This window comes from Bradyrhizobium sp. UNPF46 (assembly GCF_006658625.1).
Lineage (GTDB): Bacteria > Pseudomonadota > Alphaproteobacteria > Rhizobiales > Xanthobacteraceae > Bradyrhizobium > Bradyrhizobium nitroreducens.
The window spans coordinates 1-19510 of sequence record NZ_LFJB01000020.1; the positions used below are offsets into that span (position 1 = coordinate 1).

The window sequence follows — 19510 nt, forward strand, 5'->3', positions numbered from 1 at the left end:
TGGACACCGGTTCGCGTGAAGAAAACGCGTCAAAACAAGAATCTAGAGCTTCGGTTCTGATTCAATCAGAACCGAAAATGCTCTAGACTTCGTCGTGAAGTCATCGGGGACGGATCCATGCGGCGACTGGTTTCGGCGGCTCTGGCGCTGTGCGGCGCATTCCTGACCCCTGCCCTCGCCCAGCAGCCTCAGCGCAGCGAATGCCTGGCGATGGCCAACGCGGCCCCGCGGGCCATGCCCGTGGCATTCCGGCAGGCGGCGACCGCATCGGAGGTCGAGATCACCTATGCCGGCCACTCCACTTATTTCATCGACACGCCCGGCGGCTTGCGCATTGCGACCGATTACAGCGGCGCTTATCAGGTGGGACGGCTCCCCGACGTCGTGACCATGAACCGGGCCCATAGCACGCACTACTCGCTGTTTCCCGACAAACGCATTCGTCACGTGCTGCACGGCTGGAGCGATGACGGCAAGCCGGCGATCGTGTCGGAGCGCATCAGTGACACCTTCATCCGCAACGTCACCACCGACATCCGCCGCTATTTCGGCGACGATGCCGGCGCCGACATGATCCGCGACGGCAATTCGATCTTCATCTTCGAGGTCGCGGGCCTCTGCATCGGTCATCTCGGCCACCTCCACCACAAGCTCGACGACAGCCACTTCGCCCAGATCGGGCGGCTCGATATCGTGATGGTGCCGATCGACGGCACCTACACCATGTCGCTGGGCGGCATCTCCGAGATCACCAAGCGCCTGCGCGCCTCGGTGGTGCTGCCGATGCACCGCTTCGCCACCCCGCTCGACGACTTCATGCAGCGGATCGGCCAAGAGTTCGAGATCGACCGCCGCACCGGACGGTCTTTCCGGATATCGCGGGATGCACTGCCGTCGAAGCCGACGGTGATCATCCTCGACGGGGTCTGAGGCGCAATTTTCTCCAAGCCTTCTGCTGCCCGGCGGTGCAGATCTCCTCACGAGAGGAGATCGACATGTCTGATTTTGCGGGATTGTTGCACGCCGATGGTCCGAATGCGGAGCATGCCGCGGCCCTGCAGCTTTACGGCCGCTTCGTCGGCGACTGGGATGCCGAGATCACCGCCCATGGGCCCGACGGAACGAAACACATCGCGCCCGGCGAAATCCATTTCGGCTGGGTGCTGGAGGGCCGTGCCGTCCAGGACGTCTGGATCATTCCACGGCCCGCGGGCGCGCCGGCCTTTCCAATCGCCGGCAATTGGTACGGCACGACATTGCGGGTCTACGATCCCACCATGTCCGCGTGGCGGATCTGCTGGTTCGATCCCGCGCGCTGCGTGTTCCGCCAGCAGATCGGCCGTCCACGTGGGCAGGACATCGTGCAGGAGGGAGCGACCGAGACCGGCGAACTGACGCGCTGGAGTTTTGCGGAGATCACTGAAGATTCCTTCCATTGGCTCGGCGAGGTCAAGCCTGTCGCAGCGGCAGATTGGCGGTTGGTGGTCCATGTGAAGGCGAAGCGGCGGAAGAACTAAGATCGACCGTGCCAGCTCCGGGCTCGTTGCAACCTCTCCCGCTTGCGGGGGAGGGAGTGCACCTCCTTCGCCGCTGCTATGGTGCTCTGAACAACGCGCGCTGCTGTGCGTGAGAACGAGGTGCTAAGCTCCCCTCACAATAACATGAGGGAGCGAACGTCGATGGCTGCAAGCAGTGTGCCCGCCAACACGAGCGGGCTGTTCGTCGAGCCGCGCGAGGACTGGCTCGCGCTGCATCAGGAGGAGGTCATTGATCCCTCGCGGCCGATCGTCGATCCCCATCATCATCTGTGGAATCGCGGGCACCGCTATCTGATCGAGGAGATGGCTGATGACATCGCCTCGGGCCACAACGTCATCGCCACCGTCTATGTCGATTGCCGCTCGATGTATCGCGCACATGGGCCGGAAGCATTCCGGCCCGTCGGCGAGGTCGAGTTCGCCAACGGCGTCGCCGCGATGAGCGCGAGCGGAGGCTACGGCAAGGCCGCGATCTGCGCCGGCATCGTCAGCCACGCCAATCTGTTGCTGGGCGAGGCCGCAAAGGGCGTGCTGGAGGCCGAAATCGCGGCCGGCAACGGCCGCTTCCGCGGCATCAGGCATTCCTCGGCCTGGGACGAGGACCCCGTCGTCGCGGGCATGTATGCGAACCGGCCGAAGGGAGTGTTGCAGGACCCGGCCTTCCGCAGGGGATTTGCCTGCCTCGCGCCGCTGAACCTCAGCTTCGATGCCTGGCTATTCCATCCGCAGATCGGCGAGCTCGCCGCGCTGGCGCGCGCCTTCCCCGACACCAGGATCGTGCTCGACCATTGCGGCGGCCCCGCCGGGATAGGTCGCTTCGCAGGACGGCGCGAGGAGGTGTTTCGACAATGGCGCGCCTCGATCCAGGACATCGCCAAATGCGAGAACGTGGTGGTGAAGCTCGGCGGGCTCGCGATGTGCCTGCTCGGCTACGACTTCCATTTGCGCGAGAGGCCGCCATCGTCGGAGGAGCTCGCCGCAGCGTGGCGCCCCTATGTCGAGACCTGCATCGAGGCGTTCGGGCCCAGGCGCGCGATGTTCGAGAGCAATTTTCCGCCGGACAAGGGCCAGTGCAGCTACCAGGTGATCTTCAACGCTTTCAAGCGGATCGCCGCGCCGCTGAGCGAGGCCGAAAAGACGGCCCTGTTCTCGCAGACCGCAACGGATGTCTACCGGCTCGAGCTGCCGTCATGACGAGAAAAGGGGCCGGGATGTGATCCCGCCCCCTCTTCGTCGTGGCCGCTGGGAAGCGTCCTTCAAACCTTATGAGAGCTCTAGCCGGCGCCCATCAGCGAGGCCGGACGGCGCTCACCGGTAAAGGCGAAGGTCTTCTTGAGCTTGTTCACGACCCGGATCAGGAAGCCGATCATCACGGGATTGGTCTTGCGGCAGAAGGCGATCTTCTTGACGTAGCCTTCGACATGCCATTTGGCATGCGCGCCGTCGCGGAAGAAGATGACGTCGCCGGGGCCGTAGCGCTTCGGCGGCATGCCCTCGCTTTCGAGCACGATCGATCCTTCCATGATCATGATCGTCTCGTCGATATCGTAGTACCAGTTGAAGCGCCCTTCGGTGCAGTGCCAGATGATGGTCGAGGCGGTGCCGTCGGCGCTGGTGGACAGGATGTGCGAGCGCGATACCGGGTTGCCCTCGATGATCCAGGACGGCTCGATCGGCCGCAACTCGAGGTCCACATTGCAACTACCGATTTCAATCAATGAGCGCGACATCTTTTTCCCCAGGGGATATAATAAGTATGGCCGGGTCTCGGCCCGGATTGTTTCGAAGATGGCGGGAACGCTAGTCACCTGTTCTTAATTCTTTCTTACGCGGGCCTCGAAAATCAGCCGGAAGTTGCAGGCCCAACGCGGTTAACGTCGCGATTTCCCTGCAAAATCGCGCACATGAACCCATCCTTTCTGGGGTGCGACAAAGTGCGCGGAAGCACCACAACGGAGCCATGCCGATGCCCCTCACGCCCGAGGTTGTGACAGCCGATCGCGCGGTCCTCGCCCGGCTCGCCAGTCTCGATGTCTCCCTCGTGCCGGACGAGGAGCCCTGGTTCACCATCGACGGCGTCGAGAATCCCCGGCAGATCGGCAGCGACGGCAACGGCGGCGCGTTCGTCCTGCTACCGTCGCAGGATGTGCTCTACGTCTCATCTGAGGGCCGCGCAGGCATCGTCGCGGACAGTTTCGAGGCATTCATCCAGCTGGTCGTTACCCGCCCCTATTGGCTCGACATCCTCAAATTTTCAGGCGGCGGCGACCTCCAGGAGATGCGGCGCGCGGCGGAGGCGCTGGAGGCGACGCTCGAGAACGAGGACGACATCAACGAGGCGCGCGAGGAGATCCGCAAGCGCCTCGACCTGGGCGAGGCGGACGATCCAGTCGCCGCGCTCTACGAGGCGATTGCGGCTTCCGACGCCATCGTACGGGCCACCGACGGCAGCCCGTTCACGACGCTGTTCAACCGCTTCAGCATCGACAGCAATCCAATCCTGCGCAACGCGGCGGCGTGAACGCGCTCGACGATCGCACATGGATTTTATGTGCCTGCACCGTCACGGCCGGGCTTGTCCCGGCCCGGGTACGACGGGCAGCGGCGTTACTTCACCCACTCGCCCTTGCGGAACACGGGGACCTTGCTGCCGTCGGGCAAGATGCCGTCGATATCGGTCTCGGCCGAGCCGATCATCCAGTCGATATGGATCAGGCTCTGGTTGCCGCCTTGTGCGGCGATCTGCTGCGGGGTGAGCTGCGCGCCGTTGACGAAGCATTTCGAATAGCACTGGCCTAGCGCGATGTGAGACGCCGCGTTCTCGTCGAACAGCGTGTTGTAGAACAACAGCCCGCTTTGCGAGATCGGCGAGGAATGCGGCACCAGCGCCACTTCGCCGAGCCGACGCGCGCCCTCGTCGGTGTCGAGCACCTTGTTCAGCACCTCCGCGCCGCGCGAGGCCTTGGCGTCCACGATCTTGCCGTCCTCGAAGCGCACCGCGATGTTGTCGATCAGCGTGCCCTGGTAGGACAGCGGCTTCGAGCTCACGACATGGCCGTAGACGCGGCGGCAATGCGGCGTGGTGAAGACCTCTTCGGTCGGGATGTTGGCGTTGCAGCTGATGCCGTTCTTGGAGAGCGAGGCGCCGCCTTCCCATTCATGGCCATCTGCGAGACCGATGGTGAGGTCGGTGCCCGGACCGCTGTACTGCAGAGCGCGAAAGCGCTGGCCGTTGAGCCAGTTGGTGCGCTCGCGCAGCACCGCATTGTGGCTCGCCCAATTGCCCATTGCGTCCTCGCGGTCGACGCGCGAAGCCGCGAAGATCGCGTCCGCGAGCTTGCCGACCGCAATGTCCTCGGGATCGTTGGGGAACACCTGCTTCGCCCAGGACGGGCTGGGATAGGCAATGATGTTCCAGTTGGTGTCGAAATTGACGATCTTCTCCAGCGCCGGCTGGTAAGCCATCGAGTTGGCCTTGCTGGCGCGCGCCACCTTGGAAGGATCCTCGCCCGACAACAGCATCGGATTGTCGCCGACGATGGCGAGCCGCGCGGTGTTGTCCGAGAACGCCTTGGCCATGCCCTCGTAGAGCCAGTTGGCGGCGCGATCGAAGCTGTTGTCGTGGCCGTGGCGATAGCGCGCCAGCGTCATCTCCTCGTCCGACAGGATCGGCGTCACGATACCGGCACCGGCCTTGTAGGCATGCACGGCGATCCGCCGCACCAGCGGCAGAGCGATCGCAGGCGCCGTCAGAAGCAGATCCTGTCCCGGCCGCAAGCCCAGGCCCACCTTCACCGCCACCTCGGCCAGCCGGTCGAGCTTTACGGGATCGATGGGAGCGGTGGAATTGCGGTGATCGGTCATGCGGGGTCCTCTGCCGAAGTCTCTCGTTCAATCTAAGTCTAGCATCACGAGGCGCAAGTGCGCGAGCACCTTGCGACACCGAGAAGATACGCAGTTTTGCGCATTTTGGTTTTCAACGCGTTGCCGATTTCAGCACCCGGTCGACCATGGCGGGCGCGAGCCCGAGGTAATTTTTCGGTGAGGTCAGCGCCTCGATTGTGGCACGATCGATGCGGCTCGTGATCCGCGCGTCCGCGGACAGCGCATCGGCCAGGCTCGTGCCCTTCTCGTTGGCCTGACGGCAGGCGTCATAGACCACGTCGTGGGCCTCCTGCCGCCCGAGCTGCGGCGCGAGCCCCATCATGACCGCTTCGGCCACGATCAGGCCGCGGCTGATGGCGAGGTTGTCGCTCATCCTCGCCTCGTCCACGATGAGGCCCGCGAGTGCGAACTTCGCCTGGTGCAGCGCGCCGGCAGTCAGCACGAAGCTTTCGGGAATCGCCATCCATTCGGCGTGCCAGGGACCCGTGGCGCGCTCGAAATCCTGCACCATCGCATCCAGCATCAGGCCGGCGTGCTGGCGCACCGCCTTGGACGCCGCCAGCATCAGCTCCGACGAGATCGGGTTGCGCTTCTGCGGCATGGTCGAGGAGGCGCCGCGCCCCTTGACGAACGGCTCGTAGACCTCGGCGAACTCGGTCGAGGCCATGATCATGATGTCGAGCGCGATCTTGCCGAGCGAGCCGGTGACGAGTGCGAGAAAGTTCACGGCTTCGGCGAACCCGTCGCGTGCGACGTGCCAGGTCGATGCGGGAACGCCGAGCTTCAGCTCGGCGCACAGGGCCTCCTGCACCTCGAAACCCTTGTCGCCGAGCGAGGCCAGCGTACCGGCAGCGCCGGCGAACTGGCCGACCAGCACCCGCGGCTTCAACTGCGCCAGCCGCTCGGCGTGACGATCGAACATGGCGAGCCAGATCGCGGTCTTGTAGCCGAAGGTGACCGGCAACGCCTGCTGGAGGTGGGTGCGGCCCGCCATCGGCGTGTCACGATGGCGTTTCGAGAGATCAACGAGGATCCGGCGCAGCTCGGCGATGTCGCGTTCGACGATCTCCAGCGCGGCGCGCAATTGCAGCACCACGGCGGTATCCATGATGTCCTGCGTGGTCGCGCCCCAATGCACGTAGCGGCCGGCCTCGCCGCACTGCTTCACCATCTGATGCACCAAGGGCAGGATGGGGTAGCCGACGATGTCTGTCTCCCGCCTGAGCAGATCGAAATCGAGCGCGGAAACGTCCGTCCGTGCCGCGATCGCCTCGGCCGCCTCCTGCGGGATCACACCACACTTCGCCTCTGCCTTCGCCAGCGCCACCTCGACCTCGGCATAGCGCGCGACCAGCGCGACGTCGGAGAACACCTCCCGCATCCCGGGCGTGCCGAAGGCGTCGCGGAACAGCATGGAATCGAGCACGGTGGTGGAGGCTGGGAAGGCGGGCATGGGGCGTTTCTTTATGGTTGATGTTCTGTGTGGGCGATAGCTTACGCAGGCCGTGCAGCTCGGCAATGGACATTCGCAGTTTCGCCACACATTCGTCCCGCCGACATTGCGGCTTGCGTCTCTTCATGGAGCGTCATCCTGAGGTGCCGGAGCGAAGCGAAGGCCTCGAAGGATGCGCAGCCCGGGCGCATCGTGCGCCGTTCATCCTTCGAGGCTCTCCACGCAGCGCTTTGCGCCGCGTGTCTCGCACCTCAGGATGACGGATGATTGCATCGCAATGACGGAGCGGCGTCTGCGTAGCGGGGCACCCCGTCGCGGATGTCGCTTCGCTCATCCGGGCTACATTCCATCCGCGGGCCTGAAACCGGCGCTCGTCATGGTTGCATTCTCTCCGCAAACAGCATGGCTGCCCTCACGCAATCGCAGTGAACCAAGCATCCCTCTCGGCAGACCCATTGTTTTCGACCCAAATTTCATTTTGTCGCATTGCCTGCCTGTTTCGTCATGAGGCCCGAGTTTTCGACGTGCAGTTTCTGTTCCGGGACCATCTTCTCGATACCGATCGGCGCGAGCTGAGCCGCGAGCAGGTTCCAATTGCCGTGGAGCCGCAGGTTTTCGATCTCGTCGTCCACCTCATGCAGAACCGCGACCGGGTGGTCAGCAAGGACGAGTTGATCGACAAGATCTGGCACGGACGCAGCGTCTCCGAATCCACCCTGACCAGCCGGATCAACGCGGCGCGCAAGGCGGTCGGCGACAGCGGCGCCAGCCAGGCGCTGATCCGAACCATCGCCCGCAAGGGGTTTCGCTTCGTCGGCGATGTCGAGGCCAAGGATGGCGCGACGGGTGAAGCGACCGCGCCGACAGCCGGCCGCACCGCATGGGTGCAGAGCGCGGCGCTCACGCTTCCCGAGCGGCCTGCGATCGCCGTGCTGCCATTCACCAATATGAGCGGCGAGGCCGGGCAGGACTATTTCTCCGACGGCATCAGCGAGGACATCATCACCGCGCTGTCGAAGCTGCGCTGGTTCTTCGTCATCGCGCGCAACTCATCCTTCGTCTACAAGGGCCGCGCCGTGCACATCAGCGAGGTCGCGCGCGAGCTCGGCGTACGCTACGTGGTGGAAGGCAGCGTGCGGCGGAGCGGCGAGCGGGTGCGCATCTCGGCCCAGCTCAACGATGTCTCGACCGGCAGCCATCTCTGGGCCGAGCGCTACGACCGCGAGCTCGCTGACATCTTCGCCGTGCAGGACGAGATCACCGAGGCGATCGTCGCCGCGATCGAGCCGCAGCTCTATGCCGCCGAAAGCTTTCGCGCCCAGCAGAAGCCGCCGGGGAGTCTCGACGCCTGGGACCTCGTGATGCGCGCATTATCGCATCACTGGCGCATCACGCGCGAGGACAACGCCGTCGCGCAAGCGCTGCTGGAAAAGGCCGTCGCGATCGATCCCGCCTACGGCAAGGCGCTGGGCCTGCTCGCAACCAGCCACATCTTCGGCGCGCATATGGGCTGGGCCGACATGGCTGCGACCGTGCCGGTTGCCGAGCGCGCGGCGCTTGCTGCCGTGGAGGCCGATCGCGAGGACGCCTTCGCCCATCACGGCCTCGCCTACGCCTATCTGTTCCGCCGCCGCTTCGACGACGCGCTGGCCGAATTCGAGCTGGTCTTGCGACTCAATCCGAACTTCGCGATGGCGCATGCCTTTTACGGCGTGACACTGTGCTACGCCGGACGGTGGCAGGATGGCGATGCCGCCGCGCGCCGTGCGCTGCGGCTGAGCCCGCGCGACCCGCTCGCGGCGATCTATTGCGGGGTTGCGGCCTATGCCCGCTTCGTCGGCCGCGACTACGAGGGAGCCGTGCAGATGGCGCGGGAGTCGATGCGGCAGCGCGGCGATTTCGTCGGCGCGCACCGCGTGCTGACGGCGGCGGCCGGGATGTCGGGAGATCCGGCGCTCGCAGCGTCCGCCCTGGAAGGTCTGCGCCGCGCCCAGCCCGAGGTCTCGCTCGCCTGGATCACGCGCGAGCTGCCGATGCTGCGCGACGAGGATCGTTCGCATTATCTGGAAGGATTGCGGCGCGCGGGAATGAGGTGACGGCGGCGCCACAATGAGCGCGCGCCTTCCCTCATGACGGCCACGATCGCGGGGCCAAGCGCTAATCGTCGTCGGGCCCGAACAGCCTGATCTGCGGGAAGCCGCCGCGCGGCCGGCTGGCGTAATCGCGCGCCTCGGTATCTTCGCGGATGTTGCGCGCGACGTCGTCCCAGTCGGTGCGGTCACGCATACCGCGCTGCTCGCGGGAATCGTAGTGGCGGCGCTCCGTCCAGCGCTCGCGACGCTCCATCCGTCGCCGCTCCGACGCAGCGCGCTTCACGTCGGAATCTTTCGCCTTGGCATAGGCGTTGTCAGGTGAAGAGACCGGATCGGTCGAAGCCTGCTGCTCGGCAGGTTTTGCGGCTTTTGGTAACGATGCGACTGCCGGCCTGGATTGTTCCTTCGTCTGTTCCTTGGACTGTTCCTTGGACTGTTCCTTGGGCGGCTCGACCGCGGCAGCTTGTGAAGGCGGGGGCGCTGTCGGTTCGGCATTCGCCTGGGCGGGCTGCGTATCAGGCTTTGCTTCGGCCTGCGCCGGCGTCGCAGCGATCGCGCCGAAGATTTGCGTGCCGGTGAGATAATTGACGCGTTCCGAGGGCGCGTTGGTCGCTGCCGGCGCGCCAGCGGATGCGGCGCGCTGCGCCACCTTGCTGGTGTCGGGGCCCTGTTTGGACGCGACCGGATTCATGATGTTGCCGGCGACGATGCCACCGCCGAGACCAATGGCGATGGCTGCGATGATGGTTCCGGCACCGACGAAATAGGCTGTCGAGGCGCGCATTGATCCACTCCCTCTTTGGAGCGAGCAACGCACGTTGATTGCCAGATGTTCCTGATGCAGGAGCGGTTCCCGGAGGAAACCGCCGCGTCAGATCTGCTGCGCGACCTTCTCGAGCCCGATCAGGCGGGCGAGCTTGCGCACTTCTTCCTTCTGATCGTCACGCAGTTGGAACAGCAGCGGCATTGCGGCCGACTTCAACTGCTGGACCTCGTCGCAATTCGGATCGATCTGCGCGCTGGGCGGCGCGTTCGGATTGGAGAGCTTGTTGGCCGAAATCTTGCGGACGACGTTGCGCAGGGCGGTCTCGACCGAAGGCCAGTAATATTCCTGCGACGAGGAGAGCTTCAGGCGATCCCTGATGCCGGAGATCTGTGCGTCGGACAGCAAGGTATAATGTTTCTGCGGCTGCGGCTTGGCCACAACCTTCGGCTTGGCCGGAACTTCGACGGCGGGAACCTCAGCCGCGGCGGGCGCGTCGGACACCGCCGGCGCGGCCTTCAACGGCTCCTTGGGCATCGGGAAATCGGTCGGGGTGGCGGCGGCGAAGGCCTGACGCAGCGGCTCGGCCAGCACGGGCGCCTGCGAAAGCCGGTCGGCCGGCACCTGGACCGGCTCGATCGCGGCCGAAGCCAGGGCAAGGGTCGGGACCAGACGGTCGGCCTTGGCGGCGCGATTGGTTGCAAGGGGCTTCGCCGGAGGCGCCTGCGACATCATCTCTTCGCTGACGCTGGGCACGCTGTCGCGGCCAAGGATGGCAGTGGTGGCAGCGCCGAGGACGAGGAAGCAGGTCAACACAACGATGGTGATGGCTTTGGACAAACGTCTCTCCGGGAACCGCCGCTTCACGAGTTTGTCAACGTTGCCCGTGAAAAAGGAACGAATTAAGGCTTGAGTGTGCCTTCGTTGCGACAATCAGCATGCCTGCAACGACACGCGGCGCAAAAAGCCAACGAAATCAGGCGGCTGCGGCCAGATCGTAGGCGTCCTGGATGTCCGAGACGATCTCCGAGGCCTCCCACACCGCGCGCGGCTCGACCGATTGCAGGGTCACTGTCCAGTTGCCGCCCCGGCGGGTACGGGGAACGCTGACAATGTCAAAGCGCACGTTGCGGCACAGCGGGTGACGGGCCAGCGCATGGGCGACGCGGATGCGGATTTCGTCCAAGGTCGCGGCTGTCTTGCTGTTGAGATAATCGAAGTCCATCGCCTGTCCCTCTCGGTCCTGATTGGCGGCCGTGAGGGGATTCTTGGCGGGCGTTGGTTAATCCACCGTTAAGTGGGGCATTTCGAGCAGGCGCTCGATTAACTGTGATCGGGGCAACCGGTCCCGGCCCTTTCCGCAATCCTACGGAGAGAGGCGCACGCTCGCCTCTCGATATTCGGCCACCGTCCGCGCCACGAGATCGTCGACGGCGAGCACCTCGGTGACCCCGGAGGTGGAGTGTCCGCCGCTCCAGATATCGCGCCAGCGCTTCGGCCGATTCTCGCGCGCGGCGACGTCGATATCTTCAGCAATGTTGATCGCGCCGCGCGCTGGCAAATCGTCGGGGTCGAGCCCGGCGGCCACGATCGAGGGCCTGAGCATGCTGGTCTGCAGGCCGGTGAACGCAGTGGTGAGAAGAATATCGTCGGCAGTGCTCTCGACCAGCATCCGCTTGTAACGCTCATCCGCCGTGCTCTCACGCGTCGCAATGAACTTGGTGCCCATATAGGCGAGATCGCAGCCGAGCACTTCGGCCGCGTTCAGCGCACGGCCGTCGCTGATGCCGCCCGCGAGGACGATGATGCCGTCGTAGAACGCGCGCACCGCACGGACGAAGGCGAACGGGTTGAGCCAGCCGGTCTGCCCGCCCGCACCCGCGGTGAGCAGCACCAGCCCGTCGGCCCCTGCTTCCGCCGCGCGCTCGGCGTGGCGGATCGAAGCGACGTCCGCCAGCACCAGCGCGCCTGCATCGTGCAGCGGCTTCAACACCGGCGCCGGTGAGCCCACCGACGTGATGACGATCTCCGGCTTGTGTCGCAGCAGCATTGCGAGATCCTGCTCGAGCCGTGCGTTCGAGCGGTGCACGATCAGGTTCGGACAGAGCGGCGCGGCCTTGCGGCCGGTCTGGTCCTCGTGCTGACGCAGCCGCGTCTCGATCGCGATGAGCCATTCGTCGAGCTGGTCCGTGCTGCGGCAATTCGCGGTGGGGAAGCTGCCGATCACCCCGCTCCGGCAGGCGGCGACCATGAGCTCGACGCCCGACACCAGGAACATCGGCGCTGCGATCAGCGGCAGAGCGAGACGATCGCCGAAGCGTTGCAGTCGATCGGATGTCATGCAAATCTCCTCGTCACGCATGCCTCCCTCGCGCGGGCTTTGTCGTTTCCTCCCGCAGTCTCTGTGCTAGCGTCGTCGGCAACATTGGCACGTCAGAAGCCGGTGACAAAGCAACGAGGAAACATATGTCCGATCCGCTCCACGCATCGTCCCCGACTTGCGCGCAGACGCTGCGGGCACTGTCGCGCTATCCCGGCCGCACCGCTTTCGCTTGGCCCGAGGGATCGCTGAGCTATCAAGGCACGATCGACCTGATCGGACGCATCCAGGGCGTGTTCATGCGGCTCGGATTGCAGACGGGCGCGCGCGTCGCCTTCCTCACCGCGAACCGCGCCGACACCTGGTGCGCCGGCGTCGCCGCGCAATTGTCGCGGCTCTGCATCACCTGGCTGCATCCGTTGGGATCGCTGGAGGACCAGCTGTTCCAACTCGAGGACTCCGAGGCCGAGATGCTGGTGGTCGATGCGGCCGCCTTCCGCGACCGCGGCGGCGAGCTCTCCGCGAGGGCGAGCCGGCTGAAGGCGGTCTTCACGATGGGGCCGGCCGGCTATGGTGTCGATCTGCTCGCGGCCGTCGACAGCGCAGGACACGCCAGCCCGGTGTGCCTCGCCGGCGCCGACGATCTGTCCACACTGAACTACACCGGCGGCACGACAGGCAAATCCAAGGGTGCGCTGCGCTATCACCGCGAGAATGCCGGAGCCGCCGCCGCGATCCTGGCCGATTTCGAGATCCCCGACGCGGCACGCTATCTCACCGTCGCGCCGATCAGCCACGTTGCCGGCACGAAGGTGCTGCCGACCCTGATGCGCGGCGGCACCGTGCACATGCTGAGGGGTTTCGATCCCGAGGCCGTGCTGGCCACGATCGCGCGCGAGCGCATCAACTTCACGCTGTTCGTGCCGACCATGATCTATGTGCTGCTCGATCATCCGGCGCTTGACAAGACCGACCTGTCCTCGCTCGAGCTGGTGCTCTACGGGGCGTCGGCGATGTCGCCGAGCCGGCTGGTCGAAGGCATCGAGCGCATCGGACCAGTGTTCTCGCAGCTCTACGGCCAGACCGAATGCTATCCGGTCTCGGTGCTGCGCAAGGCGGATCACGATCCCAAGCAGCCGGAGCTGTTCTTGTCCTGCGGCTTCCCGATCGCAGCCTGCGAGGTCAGGATCCTCGACGACAACGACCAGGAAGTGAAGACGGGCGAGGCCGGCGAGATCTGCGTGCGCGCCCCGCATGTGATGGCGGAGTACTGGAAGCGGCCCGACATCACCGCCGAGACGCTGAAGAACGGCTGGGTGCACACCGGCGACATCGCGCGCCAGGACGAGCGCGGCTACATGTTCATCCTCGACCGCAAGAAGGACATGATCGTCTCGGGCGGCTTCAACATCTTCCCGCGCGAGGTCGAGGACGTGCTGTCGCAGCACGCCGATGTCGCGATGGTCGCGGTCGTCGGCATTCCCGACGAGAAATGGGGCGAAGCCGTCACCGCCATCGTCGTGCCGCGCGAGGGCGCAAGGCCCGATCCGGACGAGCTGATCAATCTGGTCAAGACCCGGAAAGGCTCGGCCCATGCGCCCAAGCAGATCCAGTTCGTCAAGCAGCTGCCCATGACCGGCGTCGGCAAGGTCGACAAGAAGGTGCTGCGCGCGGGCTTCTGGAGCGGTCGGGACCGCATGGTGGGGTAGATACCCGGGATTCTACGGGGCCGTTGTGGCCCCGGCACCACAACGCGCGACGGAGTGCACGCCGCCGAGCCCCGCGCGATTGCCGGCGAATCGGGGAATCACCTAGACCGCTGATGGGGCTGGGAAGCGGAGAGTAAGATGAGAGTCGCTTCCCTGGAAAGTGCAGTCGCCGCGGTCACGTTGATCACGGCTATCATCGTGGTGCTGTGGGAGATCAAGATCTTCTACGCAATGTGAACTGGCAGGATGCGTGCGTCGAGCAAGAGCTCGCGACCGGGCATCCCTTCCGCGGCGGCGGAAGCCTGCCGTTCAAGCGCGCGATACGCGACGTCGCTCTTACACGATCGATGTCATCGCCCGGCGGAGACCGGGCGATCCAGTATTCCAGAGGCGGCAGAGATTGAATCGAGAGGCCGCGGCGTACTGGATGCCCCGCTTACGCGGAGCATGACAATGAGAACGACGCACGGACTTTTTGCCCTTCACCGCTTCTCGATCACGAGGCTCTGCACCGCGCGGCCGAAATAGCCCTGCCGGTCCGCCAGCCGCGACATCGCAAGGCCTGCGCCATCGGGACCGATCCAGGAGTCGCCGTCGAGCAAAATCCACTCGCCGACAGGCTGGCGCGCGAAGCTCACGGTGAGATCAGCATTGATGTAGGTCCAGGCGCGGAAATCGAGCGTCGAGGCGGTACCGTTGGAGAAATCGGCCGCGACCACGGCGCGCATGGCCTGCGAGATCGCTTCGCCTTCGATGAGCGGATGATCGACGCGAAACCAGATCGCGCCGGCACCGGCCTGACCGAAGCGGCCGCGCGCGGCGCGCATCGAGACCGAACGCACGAATGGGCTGGTGGCGGCGTGACCGTCCTCGATCAGGGAGTCCTCCGGCGACGGCAACGTGACCGGCAGCTCCTTGACCTCGTCCGGCAGCGCCTGCACCTGGCGCCTCACCTTGAGCACTGTGGCGCCGACGACCTGCACGCCGTCGGCGAGCAGCTTGATCTCGCAGAGCTGGATCTTGCGGCCCTCGCGCAGCACTTCGCTCGCAATCGTGAGCGGCGCCACCGGCACCGGGCGCATCAGATCGATGGTGACGCGCGCGATGTCCATCGGAGCAGGCGTCGGAATGCGCTCGGCCGCCCACGTCACCAGCGATGCCGGCGCCGAGCCGTGCTGCATGCGCCTGTCCCAGGGACCGGCGGCATCCGGGCTGGTGACGACGCTATTGCCCTCGACGCGGTAGATGGGGGGCATAGCGACTGCCCTCACAACGGGGGATCGATCGCCTCGTCATATTCCTTCTTGAAGCGCGCGATCAGTTCTGCGGCGGGGACGACCTTGTCGATGCTGCCGATGCCCTGGCCCGAGCCCCAGATCTCCTTCCAGGCCTTCGGCTTGGCGCGTTCGCCGGAGGCGTCGGTGCCGAAGTTCATCTTGGACGGATCGGAGGTCGGAAGATTCTCCGGATCCATGCCGGCGGCGAGGATCGAGGGCTTCAGATAGTTGCCGTGCACGCCGGTGAAGAGGTTGGAATAGACGATGTCGTCGGCCGTCGAGCCCGCGATCATCTCCTTGTACTTCTCGACCGCGTTGGCCTCCTTGGTCGCGATGAAAGCCGAGCCGATATAGGCGAAGTCGGCCCCTAGGATGCGCGCCGCACGGATCGCCTTGCCGTTGCCGATGGCGCCCGACAGCGCGATCGGGCCGTCGAACCACTTCCGCGTCTCCGCGACGAAGGCGAGCGGGGAGATGGTGCCGGCATGGCCGCCGGCGCCGGCCGCGACCAGGATCAGGCCGTCGGCGCCCTTCTCGATCGCCTTGTGCGCGAATTTCTGGTTGATGACGTCGTGGAAGACGATGCCGCCCCAGCCGTGCACGGCCTGGTTCAGCTCCTCGCGTGCGCCGAGCGAGGAGATCACCATCGGCACCTTGTACTTGGCGCAGAGCTGCATGTCGTGATCGAGCCGGTTGTTCGACTTGTGCACGATCTGGTTGACGGCGAACGGCGCCGACGGCCGCTCGGGATGCGCGCGGTCATAGGCCGCGAGCTCCTCGGTGATGCGTGCCAGCCATTCGTCGAGCAGCTCCGGCGGCCGCGCGTTCAGCGCCGGAAACGAGCCGACCACACCCGCCTTGCACTGCGCGATCACGAGATCGGGCACCGAGATGATGAAGAGCGGCGAGCCGATCACGGGGATCGACAGGCGCCCTTTGAACAAGGCAGGCATGGACATTGCGAAACGATCCTCTGTTGGCGGGTAAATCGGGAGCTGGCAATCATACCAACAAGGCAATCTTTCCACTGTCAAGTATTGCGTTTGCACGCCGTGGGGAGGCGGCTGCCGCAATTCCAAGGAACGGAATTCTTCTGCTGTCATTCCGGGGCGACGCGCAGCGTCGAACCCGGAATCCATCGTGCGTCAGCGCGCGCGGCGAAATGGATTCCGGGCTCGCGCTTCGCGCGCCCCGGAATGACAGCGAACGCCTACCCGATCAAATCCGGATTGATCAGCCGCTCGAACGAGAACATCTCGTCCCACTTCTCCTGCGTCAGCAGCTTGCGCTCGACCACCACGATCTGGTGCAGCGACTTGCCGCTCTTGTAGCCCTCGCGCGCGATCTCGGCGCATTGCTTGTAGCCGAGCAGCGGCTTCAGCACCGTGACGATGCCGAGCGAGTTCAGCACCATGTTGCGGGTGTGCTCCTCGTTGGCGGTGATGCCGACGACGCAATTCTCGCGCAGGCTGTTGACCGCGCGCTCCATGGTGCGGATCGAGAAGAACAGCGCGAACGAGATCACCGGCTCCATCACGTTGAGCTGGAGCTGGCCGGCGCTGGCGGCGAGCGTCACCGTGGTGTCGAGCCCGATGACGAGGAAGCTGGTCTGGTTGACGACCTCGGGGATCACGGGGTTGACCTTGCCCGGCATGATCGAGGAGCCCGGCTGAAGCTGCGGCAGGTTGATCTCGTTGAAGCCGGCGCGCGGGCCGGAGGCGAGCAGGCGGATGTCGTTGCAGATCTTCGTCAGCTTGCTCGCCGTGCGCTTCAGGACACCCGAGAGCTGCACATAGGCCCCGGTGTCCGAGGTCGCCTCGACGAGATCGCCGGCGAGGATGAAATCGACGCCGGTGAGTGCGCTCAAATGCCGGACCGCGAGCTTGGGATAGCCGACCGCCGCGGTCACGGAGGTACCGATCGCGGTGGCGCCGAGATTGATCTCGCGCAGCAGCGCCCGCGCTTCCGAGATGCGGTCCACCTCCTCACCGATCGTGGTGCCCCATCCCCGGAATTCGGCCCCCAGCGACATCGGCACGGCATCCTGGAGATGCGTGCGGCCCATTTTCAGCACGCGGTCGAACTCACGCCCCTTGGTGAAGAAAGCCTCCTGGAGCTGGCGCAGTGCGGTCATGTAGCTCTCGAGCCGCAGGATCAGCGCGAGGCGAAACGCGGTCGGATAGGTGTCGTTGGTCGACTGGCCGTAATTGACGTGATCGTTGGGGCTGACGTGCTGGTACTCGCCCTTGCCGAAGCCGAGCGATTCCAGCGCGAGGTTGGCGATCACCTCGTTGGCGTTCATGTTGGTGGAGGTGCCGGCGCCGCCCTGGATGAAGTCGGTGACGAACTGGTCCATCATGTCGCCGGCGATGACGCGATCGCATCCCAGGATGATCGCGTCGGCGACCTTGGCGTCGATCGCCCCGAGGTCGCGATTGGCCATGGCGGCGGCCTTCTTGACGTAACCGAGCGCCTTCACGAAGTAAGGCTCCTGGTTCATCGGAATGCCGGTGATGTGGAAGTTCTCCTTACCCCGGATGGTCTGGACGCCGTAATAGATGTCGTCGGCGATCTCACGCTGTCCGAGGAAGTCCTGCTCCGTGCGGCTCATGGGCGCTCCTTAGTTGCTCGCGCGCGGCGAGATCGCGTCAGTTCTGGCACAGCGCGCTTGTCACGAAAGTGTCGGTGCGGCAGTCGTCCGGTTTGCGTTGCCGGCCCGGGATCAGGACCTTGGCCGAGCATTTCTCGGCGGAGTCTGCGTTCAGGCTCTTGCCTTCCTTATAGCCCTTGCTCTGGCAGAGCTGGTCGGCGGCGTGCTTGCAGTCGGGGGCGCCGTTCGACGAGGCCGGACAGGCCACCCGCCCCGACACCATGGTCGAGGGCTTGGCCAGCCGCGACAGGTCGTTCATGGTCTCGCTGGGACTTTTGATCGGCGGCAGGATCGAGGGCAGCTTGTCGAACAGCTTGCCCATTTCATTGATCAGCCCGGGATTTTCCTCGCGCGCCGGCGGCGCCGAAGGATCGGGTGTCGACGGCGGCGGAGCGGCCTGCGGCCCCTGATCCTGCAGGCCAAGCGTCGGAGGCGCGGATTGCGGCAAGGCCGTCCCGCCCGCGGCGAGCAGGAGCAGCAGCGCCGCTGACATCAGCGTCCCCAGCCGCGCCGCCGGATTGCCGGATCGAACCATCATGATGGCAACCGTAGCCGAAGCCGGCCCGGCGGCAAAGCCGCCTTGGAGTCTACTGATTAAGCATGATCTTCTCGGAAAACCGCTTCGCACTCTTCCGGATCATGCTCAAGAGCATTTTCGGTTCTGATTGAATCAGAACCGAAGCTCTATATTCTTGTTTTGACGCGTTTTCTTCACGCGAACCGGTGTCCCCTTCGCTCGAAAACGCTCTAGCTAGATCAATTTGATCGCGATGACGAAGCCCAGCACCAGTGCCGCGGCACCGACCGCCACCACGAGACCGAGATGCTTCTCGATCTTGACGCGGATCCAGTCGCCATAGCGGTTAAGCAAGATCGCGACGATGAAGAAGCGCCCGCCGCGCGCAACGACCGAGAACAGGACGAACAAAAGCAGATTGTAGCCGGCAAAGCCCGAGGTGATGGTGACGAGCTTGTATGGGATCGGCGTCAGCCCCTTGAGCAGGATGATCACCGCGCCCCATTCGGCGTATTTGGCACGAAATCCGTCGACCTGATCGCCGAGCCCGTAGAGCTGGATCAGCCAATGACCCAGCGAGTCATAGAGCAGCGCGCCGATGGCGTAGCCGAGAACCCCGCCGAGCACCGAGGTGACGGTACAGACGGCTGCATAGAGCCAGGCACGCTGCGGGCGCGCCAGGGACATCGGGATCAGCATGACATCCGGCGGGACCGGAAAGAAGGAGCTTTCGGCGAAAGACACGATGCCCATGATCCAGAGCGCATAGGGCTTGTGGGCGGCGTCGATGCACCAGTCGTAGATACGTTTCAGCATGGCGCCGCGATGAAGCACCATGGGACGGATTTGTCCATGCCGAGATTGAGGCGAATTATGACACTTCTAGTGGCGCTTGCGCGCGGCACGGCCCTCGAGCGCGACAATTGGCCGCCTGGCGGCCACGCGCGGTGACGCGACCTTGGGCAGCTTCATCGACGATTTCGGCAGCTTCTCGGCGATACCGAGCATGTCTTCCCGCCGGGTCATCTCGCGCCAGACGTCCTCGGGGCGCACGCCGGCAGAGGCCCAGAGTACGGTGAGATTGTACAACAGGTCGGCGCTTTCGCGGATCACGGCGTCGGTGTCGCCATTGACGGCATCGATCACGACCTCGATGGCCTCTTCGGCGAGCTTCTTTGCCATTTTGGAGGGCCCGCGCTGAAACAGCCGGGCCGTACGCGATGTTGCCGGATCAAGATCTCTGGCCGCGAGCACAGCCAGATATAGCCGCTCAAGCGAATCACTCATGATACTCAAAACTACTCT

At 64.9% G+C, this 19510-nt stretch carries 19 protein-coding genes; 6 read left to right on the forward strand and 13 right to left on the reverse strand.

Annotated elements, in window-relative coordinates; all coding sequences use genetic code 11:
- The first annotated feature begins 117 nt into the window (after window positions 1–117).
- The 3 genes from UNPF46_RS08910 to UNPF46_RS08920 all read left to right on the forward strand — a co-directional run bounded on the left by UNPF46_RS08910 (window position 118) and on the right by UNPF46_RS08920 (window position 2732).
- The gene (locus UNPF46_RS08910; RefSeq protein WP_142249762.1) at window positions 118–930 is read left to right on the forward strand and encodes an MBL fold metallo-hydrolase; all 813 of its coding nucleotides are present in this window, start codon (window positions 118–120) and stop codon (window positions 928–930) included.
- Window positions 931–995: 65 nt separating this feature from the next.
- Window positions 996–1517 (forward strand): hypothetical protein, encoded by a 522-nt coding sequence (locus tag UNPF46_RS08915; RefSeq protein WP_181769856.1) that lies wholly within the window; start codon window positions 996–998, stop codon window positions 1515–1517.
- Between the two features lie 162 nt (window positions 1518–1679).
- Window positions 1680–2732, forward strand: coding sequence for an amidohydrolase family protein (locus UNPF46_RS08920; protein ID WP_142249764.1), 1053 nt, complete (start codon window positions 1680–1682; stop codon window positions 2730–2732).
- Window positions 2733–2812: 80 nt separating this feature from the next.
- Here the strand turns inward: UNPF46_RS08920 and UNPF46_RS08925 are convergent, their stop codons facing one another.
- Entirely contained in the window at window positions 2813–3268 is a 456-nt protein-coding gene (locus tag UNPF46_RS08925; protein ID WP_100175107.1) for a cupin domain-containing protein, read from the reverse strand.
- A 236-nt stretch (window positions 3269–3504) separates the two neighbouring features.
- Here UNPF46_RS08925 and UNPF46_RS08930 point away from each other — a divergent pair, with 236 nt between their 5' ends.
- On the forward strand, window positions 3505–4059 hold the full coding sequence (locus tag UNPF46_RS08930; protein WP_181769857.1) for a hypothetical protein: 555 nt from the start codon (window positions 3505–3507) through the stop codon (window positions 4057–4059).
- 86 nt (window positions 4060–4145) lie between these two features.
- On the opposite strand, the gene UNPF46_RS08935 is transcribed toward UNPF46_RS08930, so the two are convergent.
- Both UNPF46_RS08935 and pcaB read right to left on the reverse strand, forming a co-directional pair.
- Window positions 4146–5402, reverse strand: coding sequence for an aminopeptidase (locus UNPF46_RS08935; RefSeq protein WP_100175105.1), 1257 nt, complete (start codon window positions 5400–5402; stop codon window positions 4146–4148).
- Window positions 5403–5514: 112 nt separating this feature from the next.
- Entirely contained in the window at window positions 5515–6876 is a 1362-nt protein-coding gene (gene pcaB / locus UNPF46_RS08940; protein ID WP_142249766.1) for a 3-carboxy-cis,cis-muconate cycloisomerase, read from the reverse strand.
- A gap of 524 nt (window positions 6877–7400) precedes the next feature.
- Here pcaB and UNPF46_RS08945 point away from each other — a divergent pair.
- Window positions 7401–8972: a winged helix-turn-helix domain-containing tetratricopeptide repeat protein gene (locus tag UNPF46_RS08945; RefSeq protein WP_100175103.1), complete on the forward strand. Its 1572-nt coding sequence runs from the start codon at window positions 7401–7403 to the stop codon at window positions 8970–8972.
- 61 nt (window positions 8973–9033) lie between these two features.
- On the opposite strand, the gene UNPF46_RS08950 is transcribed toward UNPF46_RS08945, so the two are convergent.
- From UNPF46_RS08950 to UNPF46_RS08965, 4 genes are all read right to left on the reverse strand, one after another.
- Window positions 9034–9753 carry a hypothetical protein gene (locus UNPF46_RS08950; RefSeq protein ID WP_142249767.1) on the reverse strand — a complete coding sequence of 240 codons (720 nt, stop codon included), beginning with the start codon at window positions 9751–9753 and terminating at the stop codon, window positions 9034–9036.
- 87 nt (window positions 9754–9840) lie between these two features.
- Entirely contained in the window at window positions 9841–10572 is a 732-nt protein-coding gene (locus UNPF46_RS08955; protein ID WP_181769858.1) for a hypothetical protein, read from the reverse strand.
- A gap of 136 nt (window positions 10573–10708) precedes the next feature.
- Entirely contained in the window at window positions 10709–10957 is a 249-nt protein-coding gene (locus UNPF46_RS08960) for a hypothetical protein (protein ID WP_100175101.1), read from the reverse strand.
- 141 nt (window positions 10958–11098) lie between these two features.
- A complete protein-coding gene (locus UNPF46_RS08965; RefSeq protein WP_181769859.1) occupies window positions 11099–12073 on the reverse strand; it encodes an NAD(P)H-dependent flavin oxidoreductase in 975 nt (324 codons plus the stop codon).
- 125 nt (window positions 12074–12198) lie between these two features.
- Here UNPF46_RS08965 and UNPF46_RS08970 point away from each other — a divergent pair, with 125 nt between their 5' ends.
- On the forward strand, window positions 12199–13761 hold the full coding sequence (locus UNPF46_RS08970) for an AMP-binding protein (RefSeq protein ID WP_142249768.1): 1563 nt from the start codon (window positions 12199–12201) through the stop codon (window positions 13759–13761).
- 482 nt (window positions 13762–14243) lie between these two features.
- On the opposite strand, the gene UNPF46_RS08975 is transcribed toward UNPF46_RS08970, so the two are convergent.
- From UNPF46_RS08975 to hisE, 6 genes are all read right to left on the reverse strand, one after another.
- Window positions 14244–15017 (reverse strand): thioesterase family protein, encoded by a 774-nt coding sequence (locus UNPF46_RS08975; protein WP_100175099.1) that lies wholly within the window; start codon window positions 15015–15017, stop codon window positions 14244–14246.
- Window positions 15018–15028: 11 nt separating this feature from the next.
- Entirely contained in the window at window positions 15029–15997 is a 969-nt protein-coding gene (locus UNPF46_RS08980; protein WP_100175098.1) for an NAD(P)H-dependent flavin oxidoreductase, read from the reverse strand.
- 251 nt (window positions 15998–16248) lie between these two features.
- On the reverse strand, window positions 16249–17649 hold the full coding sequence (locus UNPF46_RS08985) for an aspartate ammonia-lyase (RefSeq protein ID WP_142249769.1): 1401 nt from the start codon (window positions 17647–17649) through the stop codon (window positions 16249–16251).
- A 37-nt stretch (window positions 17650–17686) separates the two neighbouring features.
- The gene (locus UNPF46_RS08990; protein WP_142249770.1) at window positions 17687–18226 is read right to left on the reverse strand and encodes a hypothetical protein; all 540 of its coding nucleotides are present in this window, start codon (window positions 18224–18226) and stop codon (window positions 17687–17689) included.
- A gap of 213 nt (window positions 18227–18439) precedes the next feature.
- Window positions 18440–19042 (reverse strand): YqaA family protein, encoded by a 603-nt coding sequence (locus UNPF46_RS08995; protein WP_174718732.1) that lies wholly within the window; start codon window positions 19040–19042, stop codon window positions 18440–18442.
- 45 nt (window positions 19043–19087) lie between these two features.
- Window positions 19088–19492, reverse strand: a complete 405-nt coding sequence (gene hisE / locus UNPF46_RS09000; RefSeq protein WP_028140691.1) for a phosphoribosyl-ATP diphosphatase — start codon at window positions 19490–19492, stop codon at window positions 19088–19090.
- Window positions 19493–19510 lie beyond the last annotated feature (18 nt).